Below are 15,881 nucleotides of genomic sequence, written 5' to 3' on the forward strand. Positions count from 1 at the left end.
CGCGGCGCTACAAAGACGCGCCCCTGCGAAAAATAAGTTCGCATTCCTTAGACGTACTGCACTGGCAAACTCTCCGGCGGGGTCGTCATCCGGAAATTCGTAGTAGAATCAATGCGGCTGAGCGAGGATGTGAGCGCTTTCCCGCCGCATTGTCAAATATTGTCAAATGATGAACTCGAGCGGATTCCAACACCCCTACGCGGCAAGGCAGCAGCGCCTGAGGGCCCAATTCGGACGCAAAAAGCTTGCCGGGCTGCTGGTCACAAGCCTGCCGAACATTTATTACCTCACGGGTTTCCGGGGCAGCGCCGGACTGGCGCTGGTGGGGTCGTCGGAGAGCGTCCTGTGGGTTGACCCGCGCTATACGCTTCAGGCCGCCGAGCAGGCAGTGGGAGTCGAAGTTGCCGAAGCGCGGCGCGGCCTTCTGAAGGAGGCTGCCGGTTGGATCCGTAAAAAACGCCTGGGGCGTGTGGGCTATGATGATGCGGCTTTCACCTGCCGCGAGTTCTCGAGCCTCACGCGTGCTGCCGGCGGCGGGCGGCGATGGGTTCCGGCGGGGGGGATGGTTGAAGACCTGCGGATCACGAAAGACCCGGGCGAGTCTGATTGGATTCGGAAAGCCGGGAAGCTGACAGCCGGAGTTTTCGAGGAGATCAGGGACAGGATTCGCCCAGGAGTGAGCGAAAATGGGCTGGCAGCGGAGATTGAGTACCGAATGAAGCGGAAAGGGGCCGAAGGTGCGGCATTTGAAACCATCGTGGCTTCCGGTGAGCGGAGCGCCTGGCCGCACGCCAGGCCGTCAGCCAAGTTGTTGAAGAAAAACGATTTGATTATCATTGATATGGGTGCTACACTGGGCGGATACGCAGCCGATATGACGCGTACCCTTTATCTGGGCAAACCGTCAGCTCGGATTCGGACGCTCTACAACAAGGTTCGAGAAGCTCAGGAACGCGCCACTGAGGCTGCCCGAGCGGGAAGGTTGACGGGCGAGGTTGACGCGACGGCCCGAAAGGTCCTGGAAAGGGCGAATCTGGAGCGGTATTTTACGCACAGCACCGGGCACGGCGTGGGGCTCGAGATCCACGAAATGCCCCGCGTAAGCCGCGGCGATAAACGGCGGCTTGGTTCGGGGTATGTTATAACGATAGAGCCGGGCGTCTATTTTGAAGGCTTAGGAGGAGTCCGGATTGAGGACACGGTCCTGCTGACCGAAGGGAAGCCGGAGGTGTTGACTCCGGCCGCCAAGGACGATTGGTTTACAGGTCAGGATTGAGAGCAGGGAGGAACATGCCTGTCAAGAAGACATCCCGATCCGCAGAAGCAGACAGCGACCGAAGCTGGGAACTTGAAGAAATCCAGCAGTTGATCGACCTGCTGATCAAGCGGGAAGTCGCCGAGTTTGAATTGGAAAAAAACGGCATGCGGATCCGCATTTTGCGGCAGGCGTCTCCCGGGACAGCACCGGCCTCTCCGGTGAATTCGAGTGGCGATTCCGCGCCGCAACCGGCGGACCCTGTTGCCACACCGGCGCCCGCCCCGTCCGCGGAGTCCACGGCGCCGGAGTCGCAACCGGAAGCGCCCTCGGAAAATGCGCAAGTGCTGAAGTCGCCCATGGTGGGGACGTTTTTTGCTTCGCCTTCGCCGGACGCCCCTCCGTTTGTAGCAGTGGGTGAACGTGTCAGCGTGGGGCAGGTCCTTTGCATTGTTGAAGCCATGAAATTGATGAATGAGATCGAGTCGGAATTCGCCGGCGAGATTGTCCGCGTTCACGTTGAGAACGGCCAGCCGGTGGAATACGGACAGCCCCTCTTTACCATTAAGCCCTTTTAAGAGCAATGTTTCAGCGCGACGACGGGGGCCGCCAGGTGGCCCGGGGCCCTACCGGCCAGCGTGACGCATGTTTGGAAAAATTCTGATCGCCAATCGGGGGGAAATTGCGCTGCGGGTGATCTGCGCCTGCAAGGAACTGGGCATCCCCACCGTTGCCGTTTACTCAGAGGCCGACCGCTATTCGCTCCACGTGCGGTTCGCGGACGAGGCGGTATGCATCGGTCCGGCAAGAAGCTCGGAAAGTTACCTCAATGTAGCGGCCATCATCTCAGCGGCTGAAATCACAGGCGCTGACGCCATTCATCCCGGGTATGGGTTCCTTGCTGAAAATCCCAAATTCGCCGAGGTCTGCGAGACCTGCAAGCTGACCTTTATCGGCCCCCCGCCACAAGCGATCCACCTGATGGGCGACAAAAACCTGGCGCGAAAGCGCATGGCCGAGCTCGGACTGCCGGTGCTTCCCGGGACGGGAGTTGTGGCCTCTGAGGAAGAAGCTCTGAAGGCCGCTGATGAGATCGGATATCCTGTGATGGTGAAGGCGGCAGCCGGCGGCGGCGGCAAAGGAATGCGGATTGTGAACGCCGCCGAGGACCTGCCGAAACTGCTCCAGACGGCGCAAAACGAGGCCGAAGCGTCCTTCGGTTCTTCGGATGTTTACCTTGAAAAGTACATTTCATCGCCGCGGCATATCGAATTCCAAATAATGGCGGACACCCATGGGAAGGTCGTCCATCTTGGCGAGCGCGAGTGCACCATCCAGCGGCGCCATCAAAAGGTGCTGGAAGAGTCGCCTTCAACTCAGATCGATGCTGAGACACGACGGCAGATGGGCTGCAAAGTCATCCGCGCGCTGAAAGAAGTTGGCTATACGAACGCCGGGACGGTGGAGTTCCTGATGGACGGGAAACGAAACCTCTACTTCCTGGAGATGAATACCAGAATCCAGGTGGAACATGCTGTGACTGAGATGGTGACGGGCCTGGACCTGGTGAAGATGCAAATCCAGGTGGCCGCGGGCCTTCCGCTGCCCGTAGAAGGGGACACGGTGGGGCTTCGCGGCCACGCGATTGAGTGCCGGATCTGCGCGGAAGACCCTGAGACATTCGCGCCCTCGGCCGGGAAAATCACCGGATTTCATGTGCCCGGAGGCACCGGTGTCCGGGTTGACACGGCTGCCTACGCCGAGTCGATCATTCCGCCGTACTACGATTCGCTGATTGCCAAGGTTGTGGTCCACGGGAAAGATCGTTCAGAGGCCATACAGAGAATGGTGCGGGCACTTGAGATGTTTATCATCGAAGGAATTTCCACTTCTATTCCAATGCAGGAAAAGATCCTTGCCGATGCCGACTTTCGCGCCGGCAGATTTGACACGCAGTTTCTGAATCGCTTCAGCCGCAATGGCGCCGGCAAGTGATCCGGACCCGCCCCGGTCCCGACTTATGGACTTTCGACTTCCTCGCCTCTATGCCATCATTGACCCAAGTTTTACGCGGGATTTTGACCCACTGACGGTTGCGGACGTGCTTCTCTCATCAGGCGTCCGCCTGATTCAATATCGAGGCAAACAGGATGACACACGCCGGATGTTCGAGGCGTGCTGCGGCATTGCCGAACATGTGCGGCAGGCGGGAGGGACCTTCATCGTTAATGACAGGGCGGACGTGGCCCTGCTGAGCGGCGCGAGCGGGGTCCACCTGGGCCAGAACGACCTGCCGATCGAGCTGGCGCGGCGGGTCCTGACTGCGGGCCAGCGAGTGGGTCTGTCAACCCATACGCGGGCCCAGTTCGAGCAGGCGCAGGCGAGTTCGGCCGACTACATCGCTTTCGGGCCGATTTTCCCCACGGCCAGCAAGGAGCGTCCCGACCCGGTGGTGGGTCTCGAACGATTACGCGAAATGCGCAGGCTGACACGCAAGTCCCTGGTGGCGATCGGCGGAATAACGCTTGACAACGCGGCCTCGGTCATCGAAGCTGGAGCGGATTCGGTGGCTGTGGTCCGTGACCTGCTGGCGGCGGAGGACATCGGGGCGCAAGCACGAAAGTTCCTGCAAGCGCTCCGCTGACGTGCGCCTTGCAGGGCTGATGTTATCATCTCAGGGAAGGTCACCTCTTAAATTTCAGGAAGCGCCAACATGGCTGCGACGGTGGTGAACAATTCCGCCACAGGGCCAGGGGCTCAGTCAGCGGACCTTGTCAAAGGGCTGGGACTGCTGGATTGCACCACGATTGTGATGGGCTCGATGATCGGGTCGGGCATCTTTATCGTGGCGGCAGAAATTGCCCGCGAGGTCGGCTCGCCCGGCCTTTTCCTGATGGCGTGGGTCATCAGCGGCGTCATGACGGTTGCAGCGGCAGTCACTTACGGCGAACTGGCTGCCATGATGCCGCAAGCCGGAGGCCAATACGTTTACCTGCGGGAGGCGTTCAGCCCGCTCTTCGGTTTTCTTTATGGCTGGACGCTCTTCCTGGTGATCCAGACCGGCACCATTGCCGCCGTTGCCGTCGCCTTCGGCAAGTTTCTGGGGTTCTTCTTCCCGTGGATATCCGAGCAGAACTACCTGCTGAACCTGGGAAGTGTCGCGATTTTCGGCCATCCGGTGGCCCTGGCCCTGTCCACCCAGCAGGGCATGGCTATCGCCGCGCTTCTGGGCCTGGGCGTTGTTAATATCTTCGGCCTCCGCACCGGCGCATGGATTCAGAATATTTTCACCGTCCTCAAAGTGGGCGCGCTGGTGGGGCTGGTGGTTGCGGGGCTATGGTGGGAAACGAGCCGAGCACGGGAAACTGTGGCACATCCCAGCTTCTGGGGAAATGCCCACTGGGATACTGCCACGCTCACCATCCTGGCCGTTGCGCTGGTGGGGCCGCTTTTTTCCTCCGACGCGTGGAACAACGTGACCTTTACGGGCGCCGAGGTCAAGAACGCGAAACGCAATCTTCCCCTGGCGCTGTTGATTGGCACCGCCACGGTATGCATCATCTATTTCCTGACCAACGTCATTTACGTCCGAGCACTGCCGTTTGCCGCAATTCAGCACGCTCCCGCAGACCGCGTGGCCACGGCGGTGATGGAAGCGATGGTGGGACCAAAAGGCGCAGTCCTGATGGCTGCGGCGATTGTCATCTCGACCTTTGGTTGCATGAACGGATTAAGCCTTGCCGGCGCGCGCGTCTACTACGCCATGGCCAGGGACCGGCTGTTCTTTAAGAAAGTGGGCACGGTGAATCCCAAATACCACACGCCGGCGGTTTCGCTGATCGTGCAGGCGGTATGGGCCTCTCTGCTGACGATGAGCGGCACCTACAGCGAGTTGCTGGACTATGTGATTTTTGCCGTGCTCTTATTCTATATTTTGACTATTCTTGGTCTTTTCCGGTTGCGCAGGACGCGCCCGGACGCCCCGCGTCCCTACCGCGCCTGGGGGTACCCGGCTGTCCCGGTCCTCTACATTTTGCTCGCGTTGTTCATTGAATGGGCTTTGTTGATGAACCGGCCGGGGCGGAGCCTGGCGGGCCTGGGAATTGTGGCCGTGGGAATTCCAATCTATTATCTTTGGAACAGGCGCGGCTTGCCGCCTGCCCGTGAGGAATAACCTGGAGGCACGATGTCTGATTTATGGTTGAAAAAGAGCATCGAGCAGTTGCGGGAAGAATCCGTGGATGCTGAATGCGGGCTGCGCCGCGCCCTGGGCCCCGTTGCCTTGATCTCGCTCGGCATCGGCGCGATTGTGGGAGCCGGAATCTTTGTCATCAGCGGCATCGCCGTGCAGCACACCGGGCCGGCCCTGGTGCTTTCCGTAATTCTTTCTGGCATTGGCTGCGCCTTTGCGGGACTCTGCTACTCGGAGTTCGCTTCCATGATTCCAGTTGCAGGCAGCGCCTACACCTACTCTTACGCGACGATTGGCGAGTTCCTCGCCTGGATCATCGGCTGGGACCTGATCCTTGAATATGCGGTAGGCGCCACAACCGTATCGATTGGATGGTCCGGGTACACGCTCTCTTTTCTGCGAACACTCCACATTCCGTTCCCGGCGGCGCTGTCCGGCAGCCCCTGGACGCCGATGAAGAACGCGGACGGGACGATTGTCCATGCCTATTTCAACCTGCCGGCTTTTTTCATCGTTGCCTTCATTACGGTGTTGCTGATCCTCGGCATCCGTGAGTCAGCCAGGTTCAACAATGTTGTCGTCATCATCAAGGTGGGAGTGCTGCTGCTTTTTATCGGAGTCTGCGCGCTCTTCATCACCAGGGCCAACTGGGTCCCCTTTCTGCCGGCGAACACGGGAACTTTTGGGGATTTCGGATGGAGCGGCGTGCTGCGCGGGGCCGGCCTTATCTTTTTTGCCTACATCGGGTTTGACGCTGTCTCAACGGCGGCGCAGGAGGCCCGCAACCCCGAGCGCGATATGCCGATCGGCATCCTCGGCTCCCTGGCGATTTCAACGGTGCTTTACATCGGCGTTGTCCTGGTTCTGACGGGAGTCACGCCTTTTACCCGCCTGAATGTTCCAGATCCGCTTGCTATAGCGGTAGATTCGACTCCCGCCCACTGGCTTTCGCCGATTGTCAAAGCCGGCGCCATCCTGGGGACAACGGCGGTGATCCTGGTGATGCTGCTGGGCCAGACACGCATCTTTTACACCATGTCGTTCGACGGTCTGTTGCCCAAGGCTTTCGGCACGGTCCATCCGCGCTTTCGCACTCCCTACAAGAGCACGGCGCTGGTCGGATTTCTGGTCGCTCTGGCGGGCGGGCTTATTCCGCTGCGAATTGTGGGCGAACTGGTCAGCATCGGCACCCTGCTGGCTTTCGTCATCGTTTGCGGATCTGTGCTGGTGATGCGCAGGATGCGTCCTGAAATCCGTCGTCCCTTCCGTACCCCGGCGGTGTGGTTTGTCGCACCCATGGGAATGATCGTCTGTCTGGCACAGATGGTGGGTTTGCCTCTCGACACCTGGATTCGCCTCTTCGTCTGGATGGCCATTGGTCTTGCCATTTATTTCGGGTACAGCCGCAGCCATAGTCTCCTTCGCCGCGCCGCGAAACTGCCTTCCTCAGCACCGTCTGTCACGAGAGTGGGAACCTGATTGGGGAGGGTTGGCTTGATTGGAACAGTGCGGCATCTTTCGCGTTCCAAGCAACCTCCGGCATTGTTCACCGCGTCGAACGGCCATCTATTTTCGCTCGCCTGATGCGCCCGGGAGGGTGAATGCCAGCCTTACTCGTTGACCTGATTCTCAGGGAATATCGCTCCCATCCGATGGCGCGGTTCACCGTCTGGCTGCTTGCCTTCGGCGCGGCCCTGTGGCTGGAGAGTATCCTCTCGGGTGGTGCTCCAGAATTACTTTGGATTATCTTCGTGATTGGGCTCGCGGTTTCCGCCTGTTACTATATCGTCCGGCTGGCGGGCGCTTTCAAACACCACATTATCTGGCATCTCCGCCGAAGGCTGGTTGTCACCTACATCTTTATTGCAGTCGTTCCTATTGTTCTGATCCTGGTCCTGGCGGGCGTGGGCGCGGTGATCGCCAACGGCCAGTTTGCCGCCTTTCTCGTAACCTTGAATGTGAACAAGCAGGTCGAGAAGATGGAGCAACTGAACCGGATTGTGGCTCACGAGGCCTACATGAGCCGCGCAAGAGCTCCGGAAGAACTGCTGGATCAGTTACAGCAGTTCTATGTGCAACAACTTTCCCAGCACTCCGCAAATTACCCCGGCCTTGAGATTGTGCTTCGCGTGGGCAATCAGCAGCGCGCGTTTGACCTCAACGGCAGTCCCGTCAGCAGGGTCCCCGCCATCCCCACGTGGCTCAAGTCGGAAGAATTTTCAGGCGTCGTTTCCGATGGCGGCAGTCTGTTTCTGCGGGCTGCCAACCAGGGCAACGTCCCCGCCGGGCCGATCACAATGGTTCTTTCAGAGCCGTTCAGCCCGGAGTTGATGGACCTGCTTGGCATGGGTATTGGGCCCGTCGGCATCATCCAGGCGAGTATAACAAGAGTGGTGTCGATGCAATCCGTTGAGCAGAGTCTGCCGGGGTCGGCTGGAGCCGTGCCGCAGGAGAAGGTGATTGCACGCTCAAGTTCCCTGCGCCTTTCGCCTCCCGCCAATTGGCTGGACACCGATGTCTTTGGGACGTCTTCCTTGGATGTTATCCGCTGGGATGTGGCGGGGAAACAATCTGTTTCCCAGCCGGTCTTTGTGTACGTGAGTTCCAGGTTATCCATCCTCAGCCGATATCTGCTAGCCACGCTGGGCCGATATTCTCGAATCTATCTCACCCTGTTTCTGGTGATCGCAGTGGTTTTCCTCACCATTGAACTGCTTTCACTGGTAGCCGGCATCCGCCTGGCCCGCACCATCACAGCGACGGTTGACCGTCTGTACGAGGCTACAGAACACATTCGGGCGGGCGACCTTTCTCACCGGATTAACATGCCAGCCCAGGACCAACTCAGCTCATTGGGCGGGGCGTTCGACAATATGATGGAATCGCTCCAGGGCCTTTTGCGCCAATCGCAGGAGAAGACCCGGCTGGAACATGACATCCAGATCGCTCGCGAAATCCAGGAGCAGTTGTTTCCGAGCGGAGCGCCCAAGCTGGCCGGGCTGGAGCTTTATGGTGTCTGCCGGCCTGCCCGGGGGGTGAGTGGTGATTACTACGACTTTCTCTCCGTAGATGTTGATAAGGTTGGGATGGTGCTGGGCGACGTCAGCGGCAAGGGAATTTCGGCAGCCTTGATCATGGCGGCCATCCAGTCGCTGATTCGGACCCGCCTGTACCCGGACTCGTCAGAGGAGAAGTCTGGTTCCGACCGCTTCTCAACGGCGCATTTCTTCAGCGTATTAAACCAGCAGCTATTTGAGTATACGCCGGAGGAGAAATATGCGACCTGCTTCTATGCCTTGTATGATGCCGTCACGCGCCGGCTTGTTTATACGAATGTAGGCCATCCCGCGCCGGTGCTTCTCCGAAAGGGAGAAGTTGTCCGCCTGGACGCAGGAGGAACGCCGTTGGGCTTGATTTCGCCGATGTCCTATGGCGAGGCGAAGGTCGTTCTTGAGCCGGGAGATACTCTGGTTGCGTTTACCGACGGTTTCACCGAAAGCGTAAACAGTTTTGAAGACCAGTTTGGCGAACGTCGGCTGATTGAGGTGGTTCGGCGGGCCCAAGGGGACCCGCTGCACGCGCTCGCCGATGAAGTATACAGGAGTGTGGATGAATGGACGGGCGGAGGCGAACCCCAGGACGACATGACCCTGATCGTGGCCCGCGCGACGGCTTCGTGAGTCCTCCTGCTGCTGTCGATGCGTTCAGGGGCTCAGCCAAGTGGCGTTTCTTCCGCGCTGGTTAAAGGTTTTTTCGGCTCCAGAGGAGACTGGCGTGGCCGTGGCTTGATTTTGCATAGGGTTGAGACGGTGGGCTTGGCAATTGGAACCCTCTCAAAGGCGATGGTAGAATTCGAGTTGGGCCCGTTCTTTGGGCGGCGGCGAATGGGAAATGCGATTTCAGCTCTGATGAACCGCTTCATTGCCTGCGGCGCGGGTCGCGCGGACCTCCATGCCGCGCCAGAGGTTTCGCTGCGCGGCCCGTTGGACTGCAATCCCGTTCCAATTCAGACGATCTCCGCTGGCCATTATCTGATCGTGATGGGCAATTTGCAAAAACCAAGGCAGCTTGCATCCCGGGCAGGCATTAAGGAATGAAGATCCTCACCGCCGCCCAGATGCAGAGCGTCGACCGGGCCACAACCGAAATCTATGGTGTGCCCAGCCTGACTCTGATGGAAAACGCCGGCCGCAGCGTGGTGTCATTTCTGCGCCAGCGGTTTTCTCCTCTTGAGTCCCAGGAAATTGTGGTCCTTTGCGGCAGGGGGAACAATGGCGGGGATGGTATGGTGGTTGCTCGCATGCTGCGCGAACTGGGCGTTGAGCCACGCGTGCTGCTGCTGGCTGAGCCTGAGGGCTTGCGCGGGGATGCCGAACACAATTACAGACGGCTTGCCGAGGGAGGTTTGCCGCTGTCGGTTCCGGACCACGCGTCCTGGCAGAAGATCAAGGCCAGCCTGGGTAACGCTTCACTCGTGGTTGACGCCATCCTGGGCACCGGACTTTCGAAACCGCTGGGCGGATTTCTGCTCGAAGTTGTAAAAGATATTGCGGCTGTTTGCCCCAGGGCCAAAGTTATTGCCGTTGATTTGCCGACCGGGGTTGCTGCCGACAGCGGCGAATTAATCGGGGAGTGCGTGCGCGCCAATGCCTCAGTTACATTTACCGCGCCGAAGATGGCGCACGTTTTCCCACCGGCCTGCGAGCAGACGGGCGAATGGATTGTGAGACCCATTGGCACTCCGCCCGAAGCACTGGTGGACAATCCGGGCTTTTTCCTCAATCTTCTTGAGCCGCGCGACCTGGAATGGCTTGTAAAGCCGCGCAGACCCGAATCCCACAAGGGCAATTTCGGCCACGTGCTCGTCATTGGAGGCTCGGTCGGAAAAACGGGTGCTGCAGCGATGGCGGCTAAAGCCGCTCTGCGCGCAGGCGCGGGCCTGGTCACCGTGGCCACCCCCAGGAGCGCTTTGCCGGTCGTCGCCTCGCTGAGCATGGAAATCATGACAGAGCCGTTGCCAGAGACAAGTTCCGGCACGATTTCACTGCGTGCCATTAAGCAGGGGCTGCTCGACACTCTGGTGAAAGGAAAGTCTGTGCTGGCGGTGGGCCCCGGCATGGGGCGGGAGCCTGAAACCACGGAACTGGCCCGGGAGGCAGTCAACCGCTACGAACTTCCTGTCGTGCTGGATGCCGACGGATTGAATGCGTTTGACGGTTGCGTCAAGACGCTGCTTACCGGGGAAAGGGTTCGCGTCCTGACGCCTCACCCGGGCGAAATGGGACGGCTTGCGGGCGAAAAAACCTCCGAGATTGTTGCCCGACGACTGGACGTTGCGCGCAGATTTGCGCAAGAACATGGCGTTCAGCTTGTGCTGAAGGGTTTCCGGACGCTGACCGCGGCGCCGGACGGCCAGGTATGGGTGAACCTGACGGGTAATCCCGGCATGGCCACGGGCGGTTCAGGCGATGTTCTCACCGGCATTGTCGCTGCGCTACTGGCCCAGCACCCTGATCGCTCGCCGACAGAAGTGACGGCTGCCGCCGTCTACCTGCACGGTTTGGCGGGCGACGTTGCCGCGCGCGAACTGGGCGAGGCTTCTATGATCGCCGGTGATATTCTTGAGTCGTTGCCCGGGGCTTACCGGGAACTCCAACGGCAGTTGCACGGCTGATTTGCGTATGGGAGCTGAGAGACGAGCGCTTGAGCAAAAGCCTGCGGGCGCCAATCAAGATCGGTTGGAATTTGTAACCCACTCGCCGGAAGAGACGGTGGAGTTGGGCGCACAGCTTGCCCGGCGATTGCCGCATCCCTGCCTGCTGATTTTGCAGGGCGAACTCGGAAGCGGCAAGACGACGCTCGTCAAAGGAATTGTTTCCGGCCTGGGGATTGCGCGGCAGGAAGAGGTGACGAGCCCTTCCTTCACGCTGGTCCACGAGTATGGAACAGACCGCAAAATCTACCACGCGGACCTTTACCGCGTGGAGGGCGCAAGGGAGCAACTAACGCTCGGTCTCGAGGATTTGCTGGAGCAAGAAGACACGGTCATCGTAGAATGGGGAGAAAAGCTGATTGAGCAGGACGTGGAAGTACAAGTCAGAATCCGCATGGAGCTGCTGGAAGGTGAAGACCGTCGCATTACAGTCGAAGGGCTTGAGAAGTAGATCGTGCTGCGGGAAAGCGGCCGGGCTGGTGTTGCTGACTGCGCTGTTATGTACAGCATGCGGGCCATCGAAGACCCGCTATTACACCCTGGGTATACCGCAGCCGCCGGGTGCGGAGGCGCCGGCTACGCACTTCACTTTGCAGGTGGAGCGATTTGACGCTCCGGACCTTCTACGCGACAGCCGCATCATCTATTACACCTCGCCCACCGAGTTGAACTTCGACGACTATCATCGGTGGTCGTCGGACCCAGGTGAACTGCTGAGCGATGTAGCAATGAAATATTTTGCGAAAACCGGATTGTTCCAGCAGGTCTATGCATTTCCCGCACCCGCCAAGGCGGATTACACCTTGCGGGGGCGAGTGCTGGATCTCAGCGAGCTGAGATATACAGCAGCCGGCGGAAAATCCCGGGAAGTCCGGCTCGGATTGAAATTGGATCTGCTCCAGACGCAACACAATCTGGTGGTGTGGTCGTCGCGCCTGGAACAGACGGAGCCAGTCCAGAAAAGCAACGCACAAGGCGCCGTTGAAGCAATGAATATCGCGGCTGAACGCCTGCTGCAGACTGCTTATCGAGGCATTTCTCAGGCTTTGGAGCACGAGAATGCACAGAAGCCGCAACAGGAACAAGCCCATGGAGCGGAGGGACGGTAGAAGATGGCCACACAGGCTGAGCCCGTACGTTGGGCGCTGATCGTTGGATCCTCAAGCGGGTTTGGAGAGGCCCTGGCCCTTGAGCTGGCACGGTCGGGCCTGGACGTTTTTGGAGTTCATTTTGACCGCCGCTCGGCACAGGAGCGAATCAACGGAATCATCGAAACGATCAAGTCGGCGGGCCGGGACGCTTTGTTCTTTAACATGAACGCCGCCGATGTTGGGAAACGGGCCGATGCTCTCGACACGATGCAGACACACTGGGGGGAACGGGGCGGCAACCATACGATGAAAGTTTTTGTGCATTCTGTGGCTTTCGGCTCGTTGTTGCCCTATGTTGCCAAGGATTCCAAGGAGCAGCTTACGCAGGCGCAGATGGACATGACCGTGGATGTTATGGGCAACAACCTTGTTTACTGGGTGCAGGAACTCGTACGGCGTAAGATGATGCGTTCCGGCGGGCGCATCTATGGATTGACCAGCGCGGGCGGCCACAGCGTGATCCCGAACTACGGGGCCGTTTCAGCAGCCAAAGCCGTGATGGAATCGCACATCCGCCAGCTTGCTTTTGAGCTGATGCCGCATGGGATTACCGCGAACGCCATTCAGGCCGGCGTTACCGTAACGCCCGGCTCGAGCAAGATTCCGGGCATCGAAAAGCTCGCCGAATTTGCCAGATTACGGAATCCCGGAGGCCGTCTGACCACCCCGGAGGACGTGGCCCTTGCCGTCGCAGCCCTGATGGATGACCGTACGCAGTGGATGACGGGCAATGTTATTCGCGTGGACGGCGGCGAGGATATTGTGACGTAACGCCGCGGGGCCTGTCCTCCTCAGAATTTTGACGCTTGCAGGGGGATTTGTTAGCATGAGTAATCAATTGTTTCTCCGATGTTTGGGTCATGCTAAGAAATCGGGCTCTTCCAAGAAAGGTCATACTCGCGAAACCTAGAGGATTTTGCGCCGGGGTTGATCGGGCAATTGATATAGTCAACCTCGCGCTTGAGCTCTACCAGCCGCCCGTCTACGTCCGAAAACAGATTGTCCACAATGGGTATGTTATCGAGGCATTGGCCCGAAAGGGCGCCGTTTTTGTTGAAGAGATCGACGACGTGCCGGAGGGCGCATTGGTGATTGTAAGCGCGCACGGCGTATCTCCTGACGTTTTCCAGAAGGCCCAGGAAAGGCGCCTGAACGTTATCGATGCCACCTGCCCGCTGGTGACGAAAGTCCACGCAGAGGTCAAGAGGTTTGCCGGGGAAGGTTTATCGATAATTCTTATCGGCCATGAAGGGCATGACGAGGTGATTGGAACGATGGGCGAAGTGCCCGGGCAGGTCCAACTGGTCAGCACCGTGGAACAGGCGGAACAGGTGCGAGTTCCGGACTGTGGCAAGGTTGCCGTTACCACCCAAACGACACTGAGCGTGGACGACGCCAGGGCCATTCTCGACGTTCTAAAGCGGCGGTTTCCGCAGTTGCAGATGCCCGCCAGCGACGATATCTGCTACGCCACCCAGAACCGGCAGGCCGCTGTGAAATTAGTTGCCCAGCAGGCTGATCTGGTCCTTGTGGTGGGCTCCGACAACAGTTCAAATTCTGAACGACTCCGCGAGGTGGCTGAAACCTCCGGCGCTCGTGCCTATCTGATTGACAACGCCTCTGAAATTCAGACCGATTGGCTGGTTGGGGCAGAAGTCGTAGGCATCACTGCCGGCGCATCCGCGCCCGAAAAATTGGTCCAGGAGATAGTGGAATACTTCCGGGAAATGGGCGTCGAGACGTGCGAGGAGCTGGAAGGCACGACGGAGAAGGTGGCGTTTGCACTGCCGTCCATTAAGTTCGAGGAGTTTGCGAAAGGCGCCGGCAGCTCCGCATCTGGCCAGTAGGGAAATCTCCCTGAAGAAGCCCCCCTGTTCGAAAGCACCTGTCAAGCCAGCGAATCCGCCGGACGTTTAGACGGTCTTGTCGGGCGCGTCACAAATGGATTCAACGGGGCACTCCATACACAGAGGCTTTCGTGCCTGACAGATCTTCCGGCCGAACCAGATCACCTGGTGCCCGAACGTGATCCAGCGGTCTTTGGGGACAAGAGCGATCAGGTCCTGCTCTACGTTTTCCGGCGTTTTGCCATTCGACAACTTTAGCCGGTGGGTAATCCGGAAAACGTGCGTGTCGACGACAACGCCGGTGGGAATTCCAAATGCAGTTCCGAGCACGACGTTCGCAGTTTTTCTGGCGACGCCGGGCAAAGTGAGCATTTCATCCATGCTTTGGGGGACTTTGCCCTTGAAATCCCCGGCAATCTTCTTTGCGGCCCCGATGACGTTCCTGGCCTTGTTGCGGAAAAAGCCCGTGGATCGGATATCTTCTTCCAGCACCTTCTGGTCCAGCCGCGCGAAGTCCTTAGGGCCGGGGTACTTGGCGAAAAGGGCCGGAGTCACTTTATTGACGCGCTCGTCGGTGCACTGCGCCGAGAGGATGGTAGCGACCAGGAGCTGAAACGGATTGCCGTGCTTCAGGGCGCACTCGGCCCTGGGAAACAGTTGATCCAGCGCGTCAAAGATTTTCCTTAGCCTTTGCGGCGAGGTATAGCCGCTCTTCGTTTTCCCCGCCGCCTTTTTCCTGGCGGGCTTCGCCTTCCTGGCGACAGTAGATTTCATGGAACTCTCCCGGCTTCGAACAACGTCTTTTGAGATTATTACAGAATGCGGCTTTGCTTCAACCCAGCGTTTTCAGCCGAGATCTTTGAAAAAGCGGACCAGTCGAGGTCTTCGCCGTGACGCGCAATTGCGGCAAGAATGTGGTCACGAACCAGACTCGCAACGGGCATAGGCGCCCGGACGTCCGCCGCCGCAGCCAGCACAAGGCTGACGTCTTTCAGGCCCAGGGGAAGTTTGAACCCTGCCGGAAGGAATTGCTCTTTGGCTATGAGGTTGCCGTAGGTCTTGTAGACTGGCGCCGAAAACAGGGTGCTCGTCATGATCTCGAGAAATCGCTCCGGTTCAACCCCGGATTTGCGGAGCAGGGCATAGGCTTCGCCCAGAGACTCAATCACGCAAAGGATCAGGAAATTTCCGGCGAGCTTCACGGCGTTGGCTTTGGACGGCTCTTCTCCCACGACGAACGAGCGCTGCCCCATAGCGTCAAACAGAGGCTGGCATTTCTCAATGGGTCCGGCTGGTCCCGCGGCCACAACTACAAGCTTTGCGGCTTCTGCAGCTTCGGGGCGGCCAAACACAGGCGCGGAAATGTATTGGCTTCCGGCGGCGGCATGTGCTTTCGTCAGCTCCTGAGCAAGCGCCACGCTGATAGTGCCCATCGAAACGTGAACGGCGCCTGGGGCAAGTCTGGGAATGAGCTGGCCGTCAAGGACGACGGCACGTAGCGCTGAGTCGTCAGCCAGCATCGTGATCAGCACGTCGCTGCCGCAGGCGTCGACGGCAGTGTCTGCAACGGTGGCGCCTTCCGCTCGCAGGCTTTCCGCACGCTGGTGAGTCCGATTATAGACGGTGACCTGGTGGCCGGCTTTCAGCAGATTGCGGGCCATGGGCAATCCCATGTTGCCCAGGCCGATGAACCCTGCCTTCATCTTCCTTTTCTCCCAACGTG

The 15,881-nt window shown here is 59.1% G+C and carries 15 protein-coding genes; 13 read left to right on the plus strand and 2 right to left on the minus strand.

The genetic code is table 11. The annotated features are described in order from the left end of the window. Nucleotides 1-166 precede the first annotated feature (166 nt). The 13 genes from VFQ24_11410 to VFQ24_11470 all read left to right on the plus strand — a co-directional run bounded on the left by VFQ24_11410 (nt 167) and on the right by VFQ24_11470 (nt 14,158). The gene (locus VFQ24_11410; GenBank protein HET9178953.1) at nt 167-1,276 is read left to right on the plus strand and encodes a Xaa-Pro peptidase family protein; all 1,110 of its coding nucleotides are present in this window, start codon (nt 167-169) and stop codon (nt 1,274-1,276) included. Between the two features lie 14 nt (nt 1,277-1,290). Next, the gene (gene accB / locus VFQ24_11415) at nt 1,291-1,833 is read left to right on the plus strand and encodes an acetyl-CoA carboxylase biotin carboxyl carrier protein (GenBank protein HET9178954.1); all 543 of its coding nucleotides are present in this window, start codon (nt 1,291-1,293) and stop codon (nt 1,831-1,833) included. A 67-nt stretch (nt 1,834-1,900) separates the two neighbouring features. Then, a complete protein-coding gene (gene accC, locus VFQ24_11420) occupies nt 1,901-3,250 on the plus strand; it encodes an acetyl-CoA carboxylase biotin carboxylase subunit (protein HET9178955.1) in 1,350 nt (449 codons plus the stop codon). 25 nt (nt 3,251-3,275) lie between these two features. After that, nucleotides 3,276-3,899: a thiamine phosphate synthase gene (gene thiE / locus VFQ24_11425; GenBank protein ID HET9178956.1), complete on the plus strand. Its 624-nt coding sequence runs from the start codon at nt 3,276-3,278 to the stop codon at nt 3,897-3,899. A 69-nt stretch (nt 3,900-3,968) separates the two neighbouring features. Continuing rightward, nucleotides 3,969-5,429, plus strand: a complete 1,461-nt coding sequence (locus tag VFQ24_11430; protein ID HET9178957.1) for an amino acid permease — start codon at nt 3,969-3,971, stop codon at nt 5,427-5,429. A 12-nt stretch (nt 5,430-5,441) separates the two neighbouring features. After that, the gene (locus tag VFQ24_11435; protein HET9178958.1) at nt 5,442-6,926 is read left to right on the plus strand and encodes an amino acid permease; all 1,485 of its coding nucleotides are present in this window, start codon (nt 5,442-5,444) and stop codon (nt 6,924-6,926) included. A gap of 122 nt (nt 6,927-7,048) precedes the next feature. Next, the gene (locus tag VFQ24_11440; protein HET9178959.1) at nt 7,049-9,127 is read left to right on the plus strand and encodes a SpoIIE family protein phosphatase; all 2,079 of its coding nucleotides are present in this window, start codon (nt 7,049-7,051) and stop codon (nt 9,125-9,127) included. Between the two features lie 204 nt (nt 9,128-9,331). After that, nucleotides 9,332-9,544 (plus strand): hypothetical protein, encoded by a 213-nt coding sequence (locus tag VFQ24_11445; GenBank protein HET9178960.1) that lies wholly within the window; start codon nt 9,332-9,334, stop codon nt 9,542-9,544. Continuing rightward, nucleotides 9,541-11,121, plus strand: coding sequence for an NAD(P)H-hydrate dehydratase (locus VFQ24_11450; protein ID HET9178961.1), 1,581 nt, complete (start codon nt 9,541-9,543; stop codon nt 11,119-11,121). Before VFQ24_11445 ends, VFQ24_11450 begins: the two co-directional genes overlap by 4 nt. 7 nt (nt 11,122-11,128) lie before the next feature. After that, entirely contained in the window at nt 11,129-11,611 is a 483-nt protein-coding gene (gene tsaE / locus VFQ24_11455) for a tRNA (adenosine(37)-N6)-threonylcarbamoyltransferase complex ATPase subunit type 1 TsaE (protein ID HET9178962.1), read from the plus strand. Further along, complete coding sequence (locus tag VFQ24_11460; GenBank protein HET9178963.1) at nt 11,571-12,269, plus strand: ABC-type transport auxiliary lipoprotein family protein; 699 nt, start codon at nt 11,571-11,573, stop codon at nt 12,267-12,269. Before tsaE ends, VFQ24_11460 begins: the two co-directional genes overlap by 41 nt. A gap of 3 nt (nt 12,270-12,272) precedes the next feature. Further along, complete coding sequence (locus VFQ24_11465; GenBank protein HET9178964.1) at nt 12,273-13,082, plus strand: SDR family oxidoreductase; 810 nt, start codon at nt 12,273-12,275, stop codon at nt 13,080-13,082. An 89-nt stretch (nt 13,083-13,171) separates the two neighbouring features. Further along, nucleotides 13,172-14,158, plus strand: coding sequence for a 4-hydroxy-3-methylbut-2-enyl diphosphate reductase (locus VFQ24_11470; GenBank protein HET9178965.1), 987 nt, complete (start codon nt 13,172-13,174; stop codon nt 14,156-14,158). A 66-nt stretch (nt 14,159-14,224) separates the two neighbouring features. Here VFQ24_11470 and nth read toward each other — a convergent pair whose 3' ends face one another. Together nth and VFQ24_11480 are read right to left on the minus strand one after the other, a co-directional pair. Further along, complete coding sequence (gene nth, locus VFQ24_11475; protein HET9178966.1) at nt 14,225-14,932, minus strand: endonuclease III; 708 nt, start codon at nt 14,930-14,932, stop codon at nt 14,225-14,227. A gap of 38 nt (nt 14,933-14,970) precedes the next feature. Further along, the gene (locus VFQ24_11480; protein HET9178967.1) at nt 14,971-15,861 is read right to left on the minus strand and encodes an NAD(P)-dependent oxidoreductase; all 891 of its coding nucleotides are present in this window, start codon (nt 15,859-15,861) and stop codon (nt 14,971-14,973) included. Between the last annotated feature and the right edge of the window lie 20 nt (nt 15,862-15,881).

This window comes from Terriglobia bacterium, assembly GCA_035712365.1.
Lineage (GTDB): Bacteria > Acidobacteriota > Terriglobia > UBA7540 > UBA7540 > SCRD01.

Excerpts from the sequence above, each read along its gene's own strand:
- VFQ24_11410 (HET9178953.1), top strand. The coding sequence starts at position 167 with ATGATGAACTCGAGCGGATTCCAACACCCCTACGCGGCAAGGCAGCAG.
- accB (HET9178954.1), top strand. The coding sequence starts at position 1,291 with ATGCCTGTCAAGAAGACATCCCGATCCGCAGAAGCAGACAGCGACCGA.
- accC (HET9178955.1), top strand. The coding sequence starts at position 1,901 with ATGTTTGGAAAAATTCTGATCGCCAATCGGGGGGAAATTGCGCTGCGG.
- thiE (HET9178956.1), top strand. The coding sequence starts at position 3,276 with ATGGACTTTCGACTTCCTCGCCTCTATGCCATCATTGACCCAAGTTTT.
- VFQ24_11430 (HET9178957.1), top strand. The coding sequence starts at position 3,969 with ATGGCTGCGACGGTGGTGAACAATTCCGCCACAGGGCCAGGGGCTCAG.
- VFQ24_11435 (HET9178958.1), top strand. The coding sequence starts at position 5,442 with ATGTCTGATTTATGGTTGAAAAAGAGCATCGAGCAGTTGCGGGAAGAA.
- VFQ24_11440 (HET9178959.1), top strand. The coding sequence starts at position 7,049 with ATGCCAGCCTTACTCGTTGACCTGATTCTCAGGGAATATCGCTCCCAT.
- VFQ24_11445 (HET9178960.1), top strand. The coding sequence starts at position 9,332 with ATGGGAAATGCGATTTCAGCTCTGATGAACCGCTTCATTGCCTGCGGC.
- VFQ24_11450 (HET9178961.1), top strand. The coding sequence starts at position 9,541 with ATGAAGATCCTCACCGCCGCCCAGATGCAGAGCGTCGACCGGGCCACA.
- tsaE (HET9178962.1), top strand. The coding sequence starts at position 11,129 with ATGGGAGCTGAGAGACGAGCGCTTGAGCAAAAGCCTGCGGGCGCCAAT.
- VFQ24_11465 (HET9178964.1), top strand. The coding sequence starts at position 12,273 with ATGGCCACACAGGCTGAGCCCGTACGTTGGGCGCTGATCGTTGGATCC.
- VFQ24_11470 (HET9178965.1), top strand. The coding sequence starts at position 13,172 with ATGCTAAGAAATCGGGCTCTTCCAAGAAAGGTCATACTCGCGAAACCT.
- nth (HET9178966.1), bottom strand. The coding sequence starts at position 14,932 with ATGAAATCTACTGTCGCCAGGAAGGCGAAGCCCGCCAGGAAAAAGGCG.
- VFQ24_11480 (HET9178967.1), bottom strand. The coding sequence starts at position 15,861 with ATGAAGGCAGGGTTCATCGGCCTGGGCAACATGGGATTGCCCATGGCC.